12 protein-coding genes are annotated in these 17,785 nt (G+C 29.8%); 7 read left to right on the forward strand and 5 right to left on the reverse strand.

Features of this window, described 5'->3' with window-relative positions; all coding sequences use genetic code 11:
• Window positions 1–78 precede the first annotated feature (78 nt).
• The 4 genes from comC (at window position 79) to M2325_RS02405 (ending at window position 8,002) form a co-directional block, all read left to right on the forward strand.
• Complete coding sequence (gene comC, locus M2325_RS02390) at window positions 79–1,116, forward strand: L-sulfolactate dehydrogenase (RefSeq protein WP_209590540.1); 1,038 nt, start codon at window positions 79–81, stop codon at window positions 1,114–1,116.
• Between the two features lie 268 nt (window positions 1,117–1,384).
• Window positions 1,385–2,752, forward strand: a complete 1,368-nt coding sequence (locus M2325_RS02395) for an ABC transporter substrate-binding protein (protein WP_209590541.1) — start codon at window positions 1,385–1,387, stop codon at window positions 2,750–2,752.
• Window positions 2,753–2,945: 193 nt separating this feature from the next.
• The gene (locus tag M2325_RS02400) at window positions 2,946–7,082 is read left to right on the forward strand and encodes a CARDB domain-containing protein (protein ID WP_259050715.1); all 4,137 of its coding nucleotides are present in this window, start codon (window positions 2,946–2,948) and stop codon (window positions 7,080–7,082) included.
• Between the two features lie 341 nt (window positions 7,083–7,423).
• Complete coding sequence (locus M2325_RS02405) at window positions 7,424–8,002, forward strand: adenylate kinase (protein WP_209590543.1); 579 nt, start codon at window positions 7,424–7,426, stop codon at window positions 8,000–8,002.
• 188 nt (window positions 8,003–8,190) lie between these two features.
• Here the strand turns inward: M2325_RS02405 and M2325_RS02410 are convergent, their stop codons facing one another.
• From M2325_RS02410 to hisG, 3 genes are all read right to left on the reverse strand, one after another.
• Complete coding sequence (locus tag M2325_RS02410) at window positions 8,191–9,135, reverse strand: malate dehydrogenase (RefSeq protein ID WP_209590544.1); 945 nt, start codon at window positions 9,133–9,135, stop codon at window positions 8,191–8,193.
• A 272-nt stretch (window positions 9,136–9,407) separates the two neighbouring features.
• A complete protein-coding gene (gene gatB / locus M2325_RS02415) occupies window positions 9,408–10,814 on the reverse strand; it encodes an Asp-tRNA(Asn)/Glu-tRNA(Gln) amidotransferase subunit GatB (RefSeq protein ID WP_209590545.1) in 1,407 nt (468 codons plus the stop codon).
• Between the two features lie 239 nt (window positions 10,815–11,053).
• A complete protein-coding gene (gene hisG / locus M2325_RS02420; RefSeq protein WP_209590546.1) occupies window positions 11,054–11,935 on the reverse strand; it encodes an ATP phosphoribosyltransferase in 882 nt (293 codons plus the stop codon).
• A gap of 740 nt (window positions 11,936–12,675) precedes the next feature.
• Here hisG and M2325_RS02425 point away from each other — a divergent pair.
• The 3 genes from M2325_RS02425 (at window position 12,676) to M2325_RS02435 (ending at window position 16,839) form a co-directional block, all read left to right on the forward strand.
• Window positions 12,676–13,032, forward strand: coding sequence for a UPF0058 family protein (locus M2325_RS02425; protein ID WP_209590547.1), 357 nt, complete (start codon window positions 12,676–12,678; stop codon window positions 13,030–13,032).
• Between the two features lie 345 nt (window positions 13,033–13,377).
• Window positions 13,378–14,907, forward strand: coding sequence for a CCA tRNA nucleotidyltransferase (cca, locus tag M2325_RS02430; protein WP_259050717.1), 1,530 nt, complete (start codon window positions 13,378–13,380; stop codon window positions 14,905–14,907).
• A gap of 282 nt (window positions 14,908–15,189) precedes the next feature.
• Entirely contained in the window at window positions 15,190–16,839 is a 1,650-nt protein-coding gene (locus M2325_RS02435; protein WP_209631555.1) for a DUF530 family protein, read from the forward strand.
• Between the two features lie 56 nt (window positions 16,840–16,895).
• Here the strand turns inward: M2325_RS02435 and M2325_RS02440 are convergent, their stop codons facing one another.
• Together M2325_RS02440 and M2325_RS02445 are read right to left on the reverse strand one after the other, a co-directional pair.
• Entirely contained in the window at window positions 16,896–17,051 is a 156-nt protein-coding gene (locus M2325_RS02440; protein WP_209590846.1) for a hypothetical protein, read from the reverse strand.
• 62 nt (window positions 17,052–17,113) lie between these two features.
• Window positions 17,114–17,743 carry a TIGR00296 family protein gene (locus M2325_RS02445; protein ID WP_209590550.1) on the reverse strand — a complete coding sequence of 210 codons (630 nt, stop codon included), beginning with the start codon at window positions 17,741–17,743 and terminating at the stop codon, window positions 17,114–17,116.
• Between the last annotated feature and the right edge of the window lie 42 nt (window positions 17,744–17,785).

A 17,785-nucleotide genomic window follows, 5' to 3' on the forward strand; every position in this document is an offset into this window, starting at 1 on the left:
AAACCTCAATCACTACAATTATATACAAAAAATCATATATCATAACTCAATCAAAAACAGTTAAAACCGGTGAATAATATGTTTATAACTCCTGAAAATCAAGTTGAATTATTAAAACAAATTTTATTGAAATACGGCGTAAATGAAAAAGATGCAAAACTAACAGCTGAAATTTTTACCGAAGCTGATTTAAAAGGTTTTACTTCTCACGGAATAGGTAGATTTCACCAAACCGTAATTGGTTTAGAAGCAGGCGTAATCGTACCAAATGCTGAAATAAAAATTGAAAAGGAAAGTCCTGCAACTGCATTAATCAACGGAAATATGGGTTTGGGTTATGTAATTGGAGCTTTTGCAATGGATTTGGCAATTCAAAAAGCTAAAAACATTGGTATCGGTATGGTTTCAACATATAATGCTAACCACTTTGGGATAACTGGTCATTATTCCGAAAGAGCAATGAAAGAAGGATTAATAGGGCTAGCAATAACAAATACAGAACCTGCAATGGCGCCATACGGGGGAACTGATAAAATATTGGGCACAAACCCTGTGGCTATTGCAATAGAAGGCAATGAAACAAAATTCTCATTGGATATGGCAACAGCGTCAATTGCAAGGGGTAAAATCTTTGAAGCAGATAGATTGGGTAAACAATTGCCTGAAAATTCAGCACTAGATAAAGATGGTAATCCAACTAATAATCCAAAAGAAGCTTTAAACGGTTGTATTTTACCTTTCGGTGGAATCAAAGGCTATGGAATTGCTACAGCAATTGAATTATTGTCAGCATTAGGTGGTGCAGCAGTAGGAACCAATGTTAAAGGAACTGCAGACCCAAAAGCAATATGTACCAAAGGCGATTTGTTTTTAGCAATTAATCCGGAATTTTTCGCAGGTTCGGAAACTTTTAAGAATAGAACTGATGATTTAATTAATGAATTAAAAGGTTCAAAGCTTTTAAACGGTTTTGATGAAATTTTAGTTGCCGGAGAGCCTGAAAAAAGGACGTGGGAACTCAAAAAAGATGGTTACGAATTAGATGAAAAATTATACAATAAATTGTCTCAAATATGTGAAAAAAATAACCTTGATATCTTAAAATACGTTAAATAATTATTAATATATTCTATTTTTTTCTTCTATTTTTTATTTTTTTACATTTACATTTACTTGTTATTTTTTATTTATTCCATTTATGTTGTAATTTTTTTATTAAAGGTACCTTTAATTATATTAAACTAATCAATAATTATATATATTTTGAGAGCCAATTAAAGTTTTGTTTAAAATTTATAAACATAACTATAACTATAGTAGTAAATTATACCAAAAATTAACAAAAATTAACAATTATCAAAATAAAAGTAATGGAGGCTAAGTTTTGAGTAGTTTTAAGACTAAAATGGGTTTTTTAATCCTTTTAACAATTTTTTTAATTCCATCAAGCTTTGCGAGTGGAAATTATGACTATAGATTGGGTGACGTTAATTGTGACGGAAAGATTTCCGTTTCCGATGTTGTATATTTGTTTAATATTAGAAATATGGATATTGAAGACGGTGACGTCAACGCAGACAATAAAATTTCCGTTTCCGATGTTGTATATCTATTTAATTACTACGACAAGATGTCAGAACCTATTGCATACGCTAAGAGCATGGATTTAGTATATTATGACGCTGATGGTTTAGAGGTAAATCCTTACAACGGTGAAAGTTTTGAATATAAAATATTCACTGATGGAGCGGGTGTAAAATACTTATTGAAAAATCAAAGTCAGAACGTACCTACTTGGGCAAACGTAAAGTACGATACAATAATTACTACCCCCGTAGACAATGTTGTATCAACATCTACCGTACACGTAGCTTATTTGGTATGTAATGATGAAAATGGAGACGTAATGAATACACTTAAGGGTGTATCTACCACTACCGGTGTAAAACCATGGCATTTTGATTATATCAATCAACATTTGACTGGTATAGAAGGTAGTGATAATAAAATAGTACACTTAGGACATCCTGATAGCTTAGATTATGAAAAATTAACGACATTAAACCCTGATTTCGTTATGAATTCTTTGGATGGAAATAGGGGTAGTACTATCGATAGTAATTGTAGAGATAAAGATATTACGTGTATTGCATTCCCATCATGGACAGAACAAACTTTCTTAGGTAGATGCGAATGGGCAAAAGCAATGGCTGCATTCTACAACAAAGAAAAATTCGTAAGTAGCTATTTCTCAAAAGTGGAGAAAAAATCATTAAATGCTAAAAGGGCAGCATCCGGTACTAATGCTCCTACAGTTTCTTGGGGTTATATAACTAGTAAGGGATACGCATCCATCCCTGCTGCACAATCCTATTATGCTAGGGGTATTACCCAAAATTGTAAGGCAGATTACTTATTTACTCAATACACTGGAACAGGATTTGCAAAATTGACCAAAGAAGAATTCCTCGAGACCACTAAAAACGCAGACCTTTGGGTTGTATCATCTGCTACAAAATACTTGTCGAAATTCAAAGAAAGACACGTAGGTTATGAGCAATTAAACCCTGTAATTAATGGACGAGTATTCTGTTATTCCTCAGATTTCTATCAAACAGGAGTTGTGAACACAGATGAAATTTTAATGGATATGGGAACTATAATGTACCCAGATGACTTTAAAGGACGTTCAACCAGATATTTATTGGCTTACGACCCAGAAACTAATACTGGAACGCCTTATACCGCATAAACGACATAATATACTAAAAAACATTAAAAAATGTAATTAATAGGGTTGATAATTATAAAGTTACTTAAATTTAATTTAATTTAATCGTTTTAGCATTCCCTACTAATTATTTTTATTAATTATTTTTTAACAAATAACAGAAAAAATAAAAAAAGAAAAAAATAAACTACTATTGAATTTAGATGGTGGTAATTTGAAAAATTCAAAAATAAACTCTAAAAGTAAGTTAAAAATTATAATAATGTCATTAATGGCAATTTTTGTGATTTTTGGTAGTTTAGGGGCTTGTTCTGCAGTATCCACTAATGATAAGATTATCGTTAGTTTAGCCCCTCAAACACAGCAAGTTTACGAAGGTCAACAAGTGCAAATGGATGTTTGGGTAAATAATTCAAACATAACTGTAGAAGGATTTGAATCCACTTTTGCATATGATGCCAATAATTTAAAATTGACAAACATTCAATTATCTGACCTTGCAAATACTGCAGGTCTTAAAGATGTTCAGGTAGCTAGTAATTCAATTAGTTTAGCTTGGATGGGAGGGGGAATTACAGAAACTAACTTTTCAGTAGCTACTCTTACATTCGAGACCTACAAAAATTCAACAAATGAAATACTTTTAAGAAATATAGATTTAACTACAAATAACGGTCTTTCAACACTACCTATCCCAGAACATATATTAAATGGAAATGTTGAAATTTTGGAAAGTAATCCTAATATAACCGAAGTAACTATACTTCCTGAACCTATTTACGAAGGAATAGTTACTTTAGATGTAGAGTCAAAAGTAACTTATCCTGGCTTTGCAAATGAAAGTATGGATGTAAACTTTTCATTAAATGATAAAAATTACACAATGAATTATGATACTACATCAAAATCATTCAAAGTACAAGTACCAGATTTAGTTTTAGGTGTGGGTACATTGTCTGGAAAAGTTTCTGCTCAAAGTGCAAAAAAAGTTGCACAAAAGGATGTTAGTATAGTAGTAACTACACCCGACATAGAAATTGGTGAAATTACAGTTGATAATCCATATTATTCAACACCTGCAAAAATAACAGTGCCACTTTCAAACAAAGGTTCAGCAACTTTAAGCAATAATGAAACTTATACTATTTCAGTATATGCAGATTCCACATTATTAAAAACAGTAAAAGTGAACCCATTAGCTGTTGGCGAAACTCAAGATGTAGTTGTTGATTGGACAGCAGAAAAACCAAGTACAAAAATAATCGCGCAATTAAGCTTCGATGATGAAAATACAGCTAACAATAAAGTATTAAAAACTATTGAAGTTACAGAAAAACCAATTTCTGTAAATTTAACTGAAAATATATCTACAGTTAAAGCTGGAGAATATTTCAACATATCTATTGACTTAAATAAATTAGATGGATTTAGAAATCCACAAGGATTTGAATTTGTACTTAATTTCGATAAAAATTTAGTAAGTTGTGAAGATTCTAAATTCCAAGTTCTTGAAGGAGATATTAATTTAAAACTTATTGATATTAATAACGATAAAGGTACAATTCAATATTCAATCATTACTAATGGAATTAACGAAGATTCAACTGTTGCAAAAGCTAAATTTAAAGCTTTAAAACCTGGAAATTTAATTTTAGGATTAAAAAACGTATCAATTTCCGATAAATCTTCTGAATTTAATAATATTGAAGTAAATAATACTACAGTAGAAATTATAGGTTCCGATATTGAAATTAACTCAATTATTCCAGATTCTTATAATATTGGACAAAAAGTAATTTTGGATGTGGAAGTTGCAAATAACGGTCACGTTGATGTTACAAAACCATTCAAAGTATTATTATACGTTGATGCAAACAACCCAATCGAAAAAACAATCGAATCTTTAGAAGTAGGCGCTACTGAAACATTGCAGTTCGAATGGGCAAATAACGCAAGAACGAATACCTTAATAACAATAGTTGCAGACGAAAGCAACGCTGTACTTGAGGAAAGTGAATCAAACAACAGGATTTCAAAATCTGTAAAAGTTGTTGACGACGCAATTAACGTTTACACAGCAAAAGAAGATACTGAAGGAAATAGTTTCATTTTCACACTTAATGCAAAAGAAGTTGCAGAATACAGAAAATGTGCTGGATTTGAAGGAACATTAAATCTTAAAAACTTAGTAGTTAAAAATTACACGTTATCGGGTAACTTTTCAAATTACAATGCTGAAACAGGTTACTTTGGAGGTTTCAACTTCACCGAAAATAAATATGATGAATTTGAACTTGCAAACTTCGTATTAGAAATTGTAAATACATCAAAACCGTACTGTGTAAACATTACGGGCATTGATTTGTCAGATGAACAAAGCAATAGCTACGGAAACGTAACATTTAATACGACCTCAATCATAGGGGGAGCTATTATCAGAAGTTCAGAAAATGTTGGCGGAGATAATTTAGTTATCAACGCAAATGGAAATACAATTGAATATGTTGAAGGAGAAATTTTATGGAGTACTGCTACCGAATACATGCCAGCAGGTAACAGGATAGGTTTACAAATTGTAGGGCTTGAAGGTGTAGATACTTCAAATTCAAAAATAAAGGTTGGAGACATTGAATCGAAATGGGATGAAGTTAAAGGAATTAACAATACCTTATACTACTATCCAATCGTGACTGAAGAGAATAGAGAATTTACTATAACAGCAGTTTGGAATAATGTATCAACTCAAGTATTCAAAATCGTCATTGATGATAATGTAGCACTAGAATCATTGGTAATTCCTGAAGAACTTGCACAAGCTACAACAACAGGTGCAGATACACAATTAAAAGGTGTAACTCCTGATGTATCAAAAGCAGGATATGTAACAGTTGATTTAACAACATCTACATTAGAAAACTTAAATGAAACTGCAGCAGGACAGGTATACCCTGAATTTGATGGTAGTCAGGAAACTTGCCCAGTATGGCTCGGCTTAGTTGTACCATTGCCTGAAAATGCTAAAAAAGCAGTTTTATTAAATGGTGACGAAGAAGATTACTACGATGAAAGTACAGGAATCTTTTACGTTTCAGTAGGTGAAAAAACAACTGCTGATGGTCAACCAAGTGATAAGCAAGCAGATTATATTAAATTCGTACCATATGAAGAAAACGAAATTGTAGAATATACGTTTAAATTTATGGATGATTATGATAATCCTATAAGCGTACAAACATTAGACGTTAAAGTAATAAGTGAAGGAATCGTTGATAACTTTGTTGAAGAAACAATCGGAGATAAAAAAATTGACTGTCCTTCAACAGGAACTATCAATACAACTCCAGTATATAAAAATGAAGAATTCAACGTTTCAGAAGTAAGCTTCGGAGATGAAGACAATTTATACATTCCTTTAGTTAAAGATATAAAAGTACCAGCAAACACTTTGGCCAAGATTGAAAAATTAAACAAGCAAGCTGAAGAAATTAAAAATAAAAAAGTATCTACTAAAGAAGATATTGAACAAATATTAAATAATTCATTAAATAACATAACTGAAGTATTAAATGATGGTTTCACAGTTTCAGACTTTGAATATAAAGCTGAACAAGCAGGAAATACCGTAAATTCAAAACTTACGTTTAAAGCATTGAACGATGGTTCAAAAGGTGTAACAATTCTTAGAGTGCCAACCGGTAACTTAAAATTAGATGAAATTACTGTAGATACAGGCTCTAAAAATATCACTTTAAAAGAAAAAGACTTCAATAGTACTGTAGGATGGTACAGAATGTTAAATAACGGTGTTGTGGAATTAACACTTGTAAAAGACCCCGTTATCACTATGAAACTTACTTCTGCTCTTCCAGTGACTGATTCAGGTTCTAGTTCATCTGGAAGTAGCGGTGGAAGTAGACATCACAGTACCTCGGATTCAATTACTACAAGTAGTATGATTTCAGATTCAAAAATAGTTTACGCAAATCTCGATAAGAGCTATGCAAAATCATTAAAAAGTTCAATTTGTGAATGTACAGAAGACCTTAAAATAAACGATGACACAATTATCGTTGGTGGTCCTTTGGCAAACGCATTAACAAAAGCATATATGAACCAATTCCCAGTGTCAATTACAAATTCAAACCCTGGGGAAAATAAAGGTATTATACAAATGATAACTATCAAATCAGAAGGAACTGGTATAGTAACTGAATACAACGTTGTATTACTTGCAGGTTCAGATAGATTTGGTACACAAGCTGCCGTAGAATACTTTAAATCACTTAGCGAAGTTCCTGAAGAACCTATTTACGTAGAATGGGTTGACGGTGAAGCTAAAAAGATTAATTAAATAAACTAGTAAGTTTATCGAGTATACTAAAAATAATAAATAATATATTTAAACACAAAATACATACCACATATTTAAAATTTTTATTTTTATTTTTATTTTTCAAATGTTTTTTACAAATATAATCTCCTAATTAAAAAATTATATTTTAAAATTAACATTTTTTTCACAACTTTTACAATTTTTCAGAATATAATATAATTTTCATTTAATTTAGGGTAACTTTTATATATTGAGATTTAAATATATAAGTGGGTTGAATAAATAATAGATATATCAAATGTCTTATGACATACGTATCTAAATTTGAGGATATTTAAAATTTTTAAAACGGTGATTAAATGAAAAATAAAGTTGTAGTAGTGACTGGAGTACCTGGCGTTGGTAGCACCACATCGTCACAATTGGCTATGGATAACTTAAGAAAAGAAGGCGTAAACTATAAAATGGTTAGTTTTGGCTCTGTAATGTTCGAAGTTGCAAAGGAAGAAAACTTAGTATCTGATAGAGACCAAATGAGAAAAATGGACCCTGAAACCCAGAAAAGAATTCAAAAAATGGCAGGTAGAAAAATCGCAGAAATGGCTAAAGAATCACCTGTAGCGGTAGACACCCACAGCACCGTATCAACACCTAAAGGTTACTTACCAGGACTACCATCATGGGTATTGAACGAATTAAACCCTGATTTAATAATCGTTGTAGAAACAACCGGCGACGAAATCTTAATGAGAAGAATGAGTGACGAAACAAGAGTTAGAGACCTTGACACAGCTTCCACAATCGAACAGCACCAATTTATGAACAGATGTGCGGCAATGTCATACGGTGTTTTAACAGGAGCTACTGTTAAAATCGTTCAAAACAGAAATGGATTATTAGACCAAGCTGTTGAAGAATTAACAAACGTTTTAAGATAATTAAAATAACAAATAGAATATAGAATATAGAATATAGAAAATAACAAAATTACTTATAGATTAATATTTGAAAATACCAATATCAATATAACTTAATAAAAATAGAATAAAAATAGAATAAAATAAATTCTAACTTTTTTGATTTTTGATTTTTGATTTCTAGCTTTTTTAGAGTAATATTTTATAAATTAGATATCTGCAACAGATTTGCAGTAATCTCTAAGTACATCTACAGATTTTTTAAACGATTGATATTCCCAATCTTCCATTTTAATTGGTATTACTTCTTCGATTCCTTTTCTACCTACTTTTACGGGTACTCCTACGCAAGCATTACCTTCTATACCCTCTATTTCATCTTCAAGAAACGTGGATAGCGTTAACAATCTCCTATCGTTGTTCGCCATACATTTGACAATATTGACTATTGCAGACGCAGGACCATATTCAGAGCCGTTTTTTAAACCATTTATACGTTTTCCATGTGTTTTTATGCTATTTAATATGTCGTAGTATGGGAAATCTTCATAACTAGGTAATCTTCTCACAGGGATACCGCCAATAGCTGCAGAGCTTATCAATGGTACCATACTGTCACCATGCTCACCGACAATCCTCGCTCTAACATCATCTATATGGACATCAAAAAATTTAGCGATTGCTACCTTAAAACGCATTGAATCCAAGTGAGTACCTAATCCAAACACCTTGCTTTTATCGTATCCACTTTCCATTAGTGCTTTGTATGTCATTACATCAACTGGATTAGATACCATAAATATTTTAGTATCACAATGCTTTGCAATCTCTCTTGAATAATTTTTTATAATTTTGGCGTTAGTCTTTGCTAAATCCAAACGGGACATGTTACCGTTACGTTTTGCACCTGAAGTTACAATTATCATATCACTATTGCACAAGTTTTCAATTTCCGTATCGCTATGAATTTTTATTTCAGCATCCCGCCCAGAAGCTGCCAAAGCATCATAGATGTCCATTTTTATACCTTCAAGCATATTTAATGATTTTTCACGAGCCACAAGGTTAATATTTCTAATGTATTTCTCACGTGCCAATAAAAATGATAGTTGTGAACCAATTTTACCGGAAGCCCCTATAACAGATATCTCCATAATTTCACCATTAACGCATGTGTTACATTTTTAATTTAATTCTTAATTTGTAAATCTATTAATTTACTTATCTATATATTCTAATATTGTATTTTTTAATTTTAATATATCGGAATTATAATAAGTTTTTAAATTTCCCTCGTATAAAATAAAACCAAAATTAATGACAATAATATGTATTTGAAGTATTTATATTTTTATACAACTATTTTAAAAAAGATGAAAAATTGATGGTAAGGGCAGATAATTAATCTAATTTAATTTAATCTAATTTAATCTAATTTAGATTTCAATATTTTTACAACCTTTCCAGGCTCTGCTCTACCACGTGTTAATTTCATAACTTGCCCAACAATTGAGTTAAGAGCTTTATTGTTTCCAGATTTATAATCTTCAACCGCTACAGCACTATTTTTAATAGCTTCTTCACAGAATTGCTCTAATTCGCTATCGTCACCAACAACGGTAAGACCTTCTTCTGCAATAATTTGTTTCGGTGATTTTTCACCTTTGTTTTCAACCATTAATTCGATAATTCTTTTACCGATTTTTTGGCTAATTGTTTTATTGGTGATTGATTCGATTAATTCAACGATTTGTTCGGTTGTTAATCCACTATCTACGAAATCAACTTTATTATATGTAAGAACTCTTTTTAATTCGTTTCTAATCCATGTTACCGATAAAGCAATGCTTTTTTCATCTGCTCCAAAGTGTGAAACTACTTTCTCAAATACGTCTGCAAGCTCAAGGTCTGAAACTAAAACTTTAGCGTCATCTTCTTTAATCCCATATTCTTCAACAAATCTTTTTTCCTTATCGATAGGAGTTTCAGGCATTCTTTCCTTAACTACCTCAACCCATTCATGGTCCAATACGATAGGTTGTATATCAGGGTCGGGAATGTGTCTATAATCGTCAGCGGTTTCCTTGCTTCTCATGGACTTTGTAATCATCTGAGCTTCCATAAAAGCCCTTGTTTCCATTTTAATTTCTCCGCCCCTTCTTAACACGTTCTTTTGTCTGATGATTTCATACTTTAATACCTTGAAAACACCTTTTATTGAGTTAACGTTTTTAACTTCAACCCTTTTACCTTGAATACCGTTGTAATTAATGGATATGTTTGTATCTGCTCTCATGGTACCTTCTCCCCTAAGGTGACCAATATATCTAAACAATCTCATTAATTGTCTTAAGAATTCCCTTGCTTCTTCAGGGCTTTTCATATCTGGTTCGGTAACTATCTCTACTAATGGAGTACCACTCCTATTGTAGTCTACAGTACCTAAATCAGGTTTATATTGCCCAGGGTCTTCTTCCAAGTGAACTTCTGTAATTTCAACGCCTAAGAAGTTACCTTTTACCCCAATAGGTACGGAAGTTTTTTGATATCCGCTTGGTAAATCGGGGTAGTTATAGTGTTTCCTTTGGAAATAGATATCTTTATCATAAACCATTTCACAGCCTAACATTTTAGCAACCATAATTGCAACGTCGATTGCTTCTTTGTTAGGTGGCATTGGTTTTGCACCCGGATGACCCATACATACAGGACATACGTTCGTGTTTGGTTCTACATCTTTGTAGTTTGTAGGGCACATGCAAAATAATTTTGAATCTGTATCCACTTGTACGTGAATTTCAAGTCCACATTTCATTGACAAATCATCGCTCATTTTTCCACCGAATATATCAATATTAATTTTATAAATTTTATAAATTTTAAATTTTCATTATTCTATACACTTTATACGTTTTTACGTTTATATAAGTTATACTATTTAAATTTAAATAAATCTATCTATTTTAATTTATTAAAGTATAATAACATAATAAAAGAATAATACAACAATCCAATAATCCAATAATATTGTAATTAGAATATGATAATAAAATATTAAAATAGAAAAATAATTTAGTTTATAATTCTTTCAATTGGTACAACTAAAATATCTCTTCCATCTAATTTTTCCAACTGATTAACGATTGTAAATATCTGATTTTCTTCTACAACAGCTTGTATTGCAACCATTGGCATATCAGTATTTTGATATGATTTCACTTCGGAGATTGTAGGTCCATTCATACCAGGAATTACCTTTATAATTTCTTCTACGTTACTTTTTGGCGCGTTTAGCATAATAAGCCTTTTAGATTGTGCATACATAACACTTCTTATTGCATTTATCAATTCGCTTATTTTTCTAGCTTTTTCCTCATCTTCAAGGGCATTTTTATTCGCTACAAGTCTAGTTGTCGATGAAACTACTTCGCAAACTTCCTTGAGCCTATTTAATTTTAATGTAGTACCTGTAGATGTTAAATCACAAATTAAATCTGCAATGCCAATAAACGGAGCTATTTCTGTAGCACCACTTAACTCGATTATTTCAAGGTTTAATCCTTTTTTCTCCAAATATTTCTTAGTTAAACAAGGGAATTCAGTAGCTATTTTCATTCCGTCTTTGATATCTTCAAGACTGTTTATTTCAGAATTTTCCGGAGATGCGATAACTAATCTTGCGCTTCCAAATTTAAAATCAAGAAGTGTATCTATTCTATCCTCAGTATCTCTCTCTAACATTAAATCGTAGCCCGTAACCCCAACGTCTGCGACGCCATCTGCTACAAATTCGGGAATATCTTTTGCTCTTGCAAACATTACTTTTATTTCTTCGTCAACAGTGTTCGCAAATAAGCTTCTTCCCCTAACGGTTATTTTTAAACCCGCTTTTTCCAATATTTCATTAACAGGTTTTGAAATTCTTCCTTTGTTTGGTAGTGCAAGTAATATCATACCATCACCTAAATAATTAGAAATCCTAGTAAATTTTAATAAATCTAGAGCTAATAATTTTAATATATATAATAAGTTAATAATTTTGAAATATCCTGAGATATTAAGTACATCAAATGTATATAAACTTATTATTTATATTTATTTGATGTAATTTAACAAAATTTTGTAAAATTCTAAAAAATCTAAAAGAGTTACTAATCTTTTAATTAATATACTCAAAATGGTCATTATAAAGTTTAATTTACTGTTAAAACATAACCGAGTGCATATATTTAATTCTTGCAGTTATTTTATATATGATAAAGGGAAATAATTATAGGAATAGTTATATTGTTGACATATTGCTAATATATTTATAAAATTAACGACATAATATACTTATTAAAAAATAAATAGATATTAGAATAATAAGTCAAAAATAAGAAAAATAGCGGACATGTGAAAAATAATAGACGAAATAGTCCCAAAAACTATTTATTCTTATATAAATATAATCATATAGGTGTAGTTTTCTATAAAAGTTTAAATAATTTAAATAATTTAAATTGGAATTATAATTAAAGTTAGAATTAGAATAGAACTATAACTTTAGAAATTATTATTTATTCGTATTTATTCGATTGTTAGCCTTATTCCCAAGTAACTTTTATGTAATATTTGAATTATATTTGAGTTATATTCGAATAATCGTAGTTTAATCGTATATTTAATTTAATAACCAGTATATGGGAGAAAATATGCATAAAGAACAACTAATGGAACTTCATCAATTTTTTGTACATGTATTCAAAGAAATAATGCCTGAGCAAAATAACTGTGAATACTACGAAATCTATGAAAAATTAGATGTAAAACCTCATCACATCCACAAATTAAAAACAGAACAAAGAGCAGCTATATTTTTACTTGCAGCATGTATTGCAGAAGGTTTATCTGAAAAAGACGAAGCAATCCCTGATAACCTATCTAAAAGACTTGCAGACAATGCTTTTAAATATATAAATACAAAGTCAGCAGATAAGTTAAACAAAACTTCTGAAGACGGCCTCCATAAAATAAATGCAGGAGATTCCAAAGGTTTAGTTCGTAACTAAGTTGTTTTAGAGTATTATTTAGTTTATTACTACTTTAACACCTTAATATGGATTAATTCTGAGATACCCCTCAATATTTTAAATATAAAAATACATTCTTTAAATATTTAATAAGCTTATTATCGTTTATTTTAATTTTACTATTACTTTTACTTTTAATTTTAATTTTAATTTTAATCCATATATTAGTCAATTTATCTGTATCGCTATATGTGTGTATAAAATAATATATAACCCTAATTTTCAAATAGTTTAATGTAATTTAAATTAATTTAATTAATTTAATTAATATAATCAATATATTTTAGAATTTAGAATATTTTAAAATAATTTAAGAGTGATTTCATGACCAATAAAAATTTAAAGTCCGATAATAATGCAAAAATCCAAAGTATCTTAAGAGAAGTTTTAGGAGATGTTAAACCCTGTGAAGATGAAAAAAATCATTTAACTACTTTTTCAAAAAAAATTATTGACACAATAAATGAGATGAAGGAATACCCTATTTTAAATGTTGTACGGGTGGGTTCGACTGCTAGGGGCACTAATCTAAAAAATGACCACGACATCGATATTTTTTTAAAATTTGATAAAAATACTGATAGAGAGGAATTAAAGGAAATCGGCTTAAATTTTGGAATAGAACTGGTAACAAAATTAAATGGAAAATACTGGGTAAAATACGCAGAACATCCCTACATTACTGCAAAAATTGATAAATTCTCGTTAGACCTTGTACCATGCTATGATATTCAATGGGGCGAAAAACTTATATCTTCAGTTGATAGGACTCCCCTACATAATGAGTTTTTATTAAATGCTTACAAAAGGCATGAGAAATACTGTAAAAGCAAAAAATATGAAAGCTATCCAAATGGTACAATAACAGACGACGTAATAATCCTAAAAAGGTTTTTAAAAGGTATCGGACTTTATGGTTCTGATTTAAAAACCGCTGGCTTTTCAGGTTACTTGTGTGAATTATTGATTTATTACTATGGGGGATTTATAAATTTACTGAATTCTGCTAAAAAATGGAAAGCAGGTAAAAAAATACTTTTAACTGATATTTTGGAGATATACAATATAAAAAGCCCAGAATGGAATACGGAGTATTTAGAAAATCCAAATATTTATTTCAATGAGCATTACACCAATATAAATTTAATAAATCTAAATAATTCGGAAGAAAATAATTCTAATGTCATAAAATTAAAAGAATACAAATTTTTAGATAATAAATATTATAAAAATCAGCCATTAGTTATTTATGACCCATCGGACTTAGATAGAAACGTAGCAGCCGCTTTAAGTACTGAAAATTTCTATAAATTCGTACTTTACGCTAGAAAGTTTTTAGAAGACCCAAATATAGAATATTTCTACGATTACGATAAAAAAGTGTTAAATAACTTAAACGATAGGGAAAAAGGTTACGAATTATGTTTAAAAATACCAAGGAATCCCGAAATCGTAGACGATATTATTTATCCACAAATGGATAGACTACAAAAAAGTATTTCTCATATATTTGAAGAAAATGACTTCGCCATTGTAAGATTTTCAAACCATGCAAATGAAAGTTTCTGTTATATATCCTGGGAATTCTTAATTTCTAAAATGCCCGACTTAATGTGTAAAATGGGACCGCCCATATACTCTCCAAAAGGTGTAGATAATTTCATAGCTCATAATCCTAAATATTTCGTGAAAGAAGATAGATTATACGCATATTGCCCTAGAAAGTACAAATCTGTGGATGAATTATTGTACAATATTGTAGAAGGCAAATTACAAAAAATAATAACCTATCCTAAGTATGTAAATCCAGAAGAAGGCGAAATTTTAAAGGATAAGTATATCGAAAGAATTTAAAATTAATATTTTATAAAAAACAATGAATAAATATAAATATGTTGATATACAAATATAAAATACTAAACTAGTGATAACTATATAAACTATAAAACAATATCTAATTAAATTACTAAATATTACTTTAATATAACCTATTTTTACGGTTTATGTATTATGTTATTTTTAAATGAATATAATACATTTTTAGCAAATTTATTCAAAATTAACACCATAGTTTAATTATAGGACTACCTATAACTTATAATCGCATAATATGACAACAGGACGCAAAGTGAAATTATGGATAGCAGTACATTAATCTTAGAATGTAATGAATTTTTAGATAGCTTGGCGGATTTAAATTTAAAGGTATATTGTACTGTATACGATAATTTATGTATTTTAAATGATGATAATCCACTTAATAAATTTGATAATGTAGAATTTGATAATTTAAAAGATGAAAACGACACAGACTCAGAAAATACTATTACTACTAAGAATAATAATAAAGATAGTAAAGATAGTAACCATAATAATAATAATAATAATAATAATAAAAACAATATTCACTATATACCCAATAAATTTGAAAATTTTGATAAATATAATATTTATTCAGACAAAAAGCAACTTTTAAATGATTTGGAAAAAAATCTAGTAATTTTAGAAGATTATAGGGAAAAAATGGAGTTAAAAGGTTTTGATACTCCATATATTGGTGTTGGTAGACTAAACGGCGGTGAAGAAGACGATATATATGATATATTGAATTATTCATCTTATTTAAGGCGTGTAGTTGATGAAAAAAAGGGTTCACTCGAACGTGTTAAGTATGCTATCGTATCTCATAAAATAGCAATCGGTAACTTACAGGACTCAGGCAATTTAGATTTAATATGTAATTTGCCCTACGATGGCTCCTACAAAGAATTTTTGTTACAATTGCCACATTATGTGGTCAAAACTTACAAAAAATTCCTAACAATCTTGAATTCAGAAGGTAAATCCACTTTAAGCTCTACAACATTATCTATTGTTATAAAAGAAAATGGAAGAAGACGATTTAAACGTATTAAAGTTGAAGAAGAAGATTACGAAAAATATATTCGAGATACTTATGGTGACGCGATAATAACATCCATAAAAAAGAATTATACAAAAAGTAAGCTTTTAAATGACCAATACGTTAAAAAAATTCTAGCTTTATCTTATCTGCACACTTACCAGTCACTAATTGGGGATAAAATATTAAAAAACATTTCAAAAATGTTAAATATGAGTGAATTATCCTTAATAACTCAATACAAACAAATTTGCCAAAACTATGAGCGTGCTGACTGTGATGGTGGTATCATAGATGTTAGGCAAATAAATGAGTTAAAGTTTAAGAAATTACAATTAATTTCTAAATTGGAAGATTGCGGACTATATAAGGATGGAAAACCTTTAAAATGTCTTGAAAAGTCTCTTGAGGTTGAGAATGCCATATTTGAAGATGCCTGTTTAAATGTTCCTTTATCTCACTTATCAAATGATTTATTGAAATATTACTTAAATAACACGGCAGACGAAAGGACACGTTCAAATTTATTCCCTTCGATATTGGTAACTCCATCAAAATCTCAATTAGCATGGTTAAGGCTCAAAACTGACCATAAAAAAGTTTTAAACTATAAATTAATATTGGAAAAGGAATTCCCAAAGTATGACTTACCAATAAAATTAACTGGCGGTATTTTGCTCTATTTAGCTTACGATTGGGATATCGTGGAAAACTATGGTTATTCCAAATCTGAAATAGAATCAGCCTTAAAAATTATTTGCAATATAGAAGATATAACTAAAAAATTAGACTGTGAACCATTTAGTATTGAAAAATTAAAAGAATACAATAATATTAAGAAAAAGAAGACTAAAAAATTCTTAAACGCCTTGGGGAAAATCTAAGTTTAGTTAAAATAAGTTATTTAAAATAATTTAATCAAAATAAGTTATCTAACTTATTAAATTTTTTGGATTTTCTCACATTTTTCACAGATGGTTTTATAGCCAACCGCCTCAAATTCATGATTGCAGAATTTACAAACTACTTTTTTAACTTTTAACTTATTTTCATCAATTACTGTATATTTTTTTAATTCATCACTTTCAAAATCCAAATTAATCACCTTATGCTATTCAATTTCGTTATAGCCATTATTTTTATTAATATTTTTATTATTTATAATTTCTTATCTAATCCGCAACCCCTAAAATCTAAACGTTCCGTAACCATTCCTTCAGGTTTTAATTCCCTAAAAATCTGTGCTTCAAACGAATAGATGTTAACATCGTATTCTAACCACGCAGTAGGGTGCATACCTGCTTTAGTGCACAAATTTGAAAGATACTGTTTTTTACTCCAGTTATATTCTTTTGCAATTTGAGGCAATAATAACCCCCTATATGTACCAAACTCAATAATCAAACCGTGTTTACCTATGCTCATTTTTTTTATATATTCCATTGGGTTTTCGACGTCTAAGAGTTGAGGATGTGTTAATATACTGACTTCTATATCTATTTTCTTTAATTCGTCACGTGTTATGGGCGTAAAACGCGGGTCATGTACTGCAGCACTAATTGCAGCTTCTTTTAAGGCATCCTTAAGAGGCATAACCGGTTCAGGTATTCCAATACATCCTCGCAAGTTATTATCGGACTGAGTATATAATGATATGAAAACCCCTCTAGTCTCACTAAATATTTTTGGAGCGTTGGATATAGAGTAATCCGTACCGTTTAAATAATTCTTCAAAATTTGCCTTGTTTCATGTACTGCAAAAGTACCTTCTTCAAGAGATAGCTTCAAAAGGACCCCCTCCTCAATATCGAAGTTTACCCGTATTTTTGT

It is taken from the genome of Methanococcus voltae PS (genome assembly GCF_024807035.1).
Classification (GTDB): Archaea; AGJL01; Methanococci; order Methanococcales; family Methanococcaceae; genus Methanococcus; species Methanococcus voltae.